This window comes from Streptomyces sp. S6, assembly GCF_054880855.1.
In genome coordinates this window covers 1-1,990 of record NZ_JBTYMC010000578.1, presented here as the reverse complement: position 1 = coordinate 1,990, position 1,990 = coordinate 1, and the positions used below count along the sequence as shown (strand labels likewise).

Genomic DNA, 1,990 nt, shown 5'->3' with positions numbered 1-1,990 from the left:
GCCACTCGACCGCCCCGGCGTAGGCGTCCGCCGGGCGCGCGAGCGCCGCCAGCCGGGTCGCCCGCTCCACCACGACCGCGGCGACCAGGTCCCGCAGTACGCCCACCCTTCCGGTCCCCGGGGGAACGGTCATGGAGAACAGCCCGCCCTCCGACAACTCGGCCAGCACGGTGTTGACCGCGAACTGACGGCTCAGGTCGAGCGGGCGCCCCTCCGGCGCGGGCCAGCACCCCAGAGACATCGCCCCGGGGGCCACCGCGTCCAGGACTGCTTCCGGGTGCTCGCGCACATCGGTCCGGGCGGCCGTCGGGGCGTTCCCGGGGGCGGTCAGGTACGCCGTGAGCGGCACGCCGTGCTCCTCGGCGCCCGCGACCCGCTCCAGGTCCTTTGCCGGACGGCTGTTCAGGCGTGCCGGCCGGGCGTCGGGCAGGGAGCCGTCCCGGCGCCTGCTGACGCGCCGGCTATGCACGCGGACGCTCGCCGGGGAGAGCAGGTCCGGTACGCCGCACAGCTCGGCCGCGTGCGCGGCGAGGGCGATCAGGTCGGGGAGTTCCAGCGGGCGGCGGGTCGCATGCGGACCGGGGGCGAGGCGGAGTTCCGTACACGTGGACGCGTCGGCAAGCGTGCGGACGCTCCCGCGCGGGCCGTTGCCGTCAGCGCTCACCCCGCCCTCTCCGTCCCCCCGCTGCCCCGGCACCCCCATCCGCCGCACAGCACCCCCGAGCAACGCCCCCACTGCCCCGACCGCCGCCGGACCGAGCACCTCCAGCACGACTCCGCGCCAGCCCTCCGAAGCCTCACCGCCCTCCACGCGCGCGTGCCCGTACGGCACATGGCGCCGGCTCAGCGCCCCGATCGCCCGCGCGCACCCCGCCTCCGCCACCCCGAACCCCTCCGGCCACCCCACCTCGTCCGGCCCGGCACTCCGGACGCGCCCCGCCGTCCACGCGCACGCGGAGAGCGCCACCGTGCCCTCCAAGAGCACCCCGTCCGCGTCCACGGTGAGCGCGAACACCGCGCTCTCGCCCTGTCGCGCGCGGGCGCCGAAGGGGTCCATGTCGAAGCGGTCCGCACCGAAGCGCGGTTGGAGCCCATCGAGCAGGGCGGCCGGCCTGAACACCCCGCCGTACACGGTGTGCCGCCACACCCCCCGGTCCGCGTCGCCGGGCCCGTCCTCCTGCCAGGGCAGCACCGGCCACGGCTCCCCGGGCCGGACGTCCACCTGCCGCACCTCCTCGCGCGAGGAGGTCGGCAGCCGGGGCGGGCCGAGCAGCTCGACGGACCGCCAGTAGTCGACGACCTCCGCACGCCGTCGCCGCTCAGAGCGCATCTGCCTCCGATCTCCCGTTCGCCTACACAGAGTGAGTCAATGTAACCATCCGGGTATGACAGTCCCGATGTGCGCAGGTCAGGAACGGTGAGGGACGGCCCGGAAAACAACTGGTCGGCCCCGGGCCGCACTTCATAGCCTGAGCCCATGCCCCACCTCACCGACGCCCAGTTCCTCGACACCGTCGCCGACCGGCTCGCCGCACTTCCCGCAGTGCGCGCGGTCGCGCTCGGGGGTTCCCGCGCGCAGGGGACGCAGCGGCCGGACAGCGACTGGGACCTGGCGGTGTACTACCGGGGCGCGTTCGACCCGGGGGAACTGCGGGCCGTCGGGTGGCCGGGGGAGGTCTCGGAGGTCGGCGGCTGGGGCGGGGGAGTGTTCAACGGGGGCGCCTGGCTGGACGTCGAGGGGCGGCGGGTCGACGTCCACTACCGCGACCTGGACGTCGTCGAACGGGAACTGGCGCAGGCGCGGGAAGGGCACTACCGGGTGGAGCCGCTGCTGTTCCACCTCGCGGGCATCCCGACCTACCTCGTCGTCGCCGAACTGGCGGTCAATCGGGTGCTGCGCGGTACGGCGCCCCGCCCGGACGGCTATCCGGAGAAGCTGCGTACCGCCGCGCCCGCGCGCTGGTACGGCGCCGCGCGGGCCACCCTCGAC

Annotated in this window: 2 protein-coding genes; one reads left to right on the top strand and one right to left on the bottom strand. The window is 75.5% G+C overall.

Annotation, left to right across the window (positions count from 1 at the left end):
* A partial coding sequence (locus tag ACVNF4_RS35415) for a hypothetical protein (protein ID WP_461806947.1) occupies positions 1-1,330 on the bottom strand: 1,330 nt, incomplete at its 3' end.
* 147 nt (positions 1,331-1,477) lie between these two features.
* On the opposite strand from ACVNF4_RS35415, the gene ACVNF4_RS35410 reads away from it, so the two are divergent.
* A partial coding sequence (locus ACVNF4_RS35410; protein WP_461806946.1) for a nucleotidyltransferase domain-containing protein occupies positions 1,478-1,990 on the top strand: 513 nt, incomplete at its 3' end.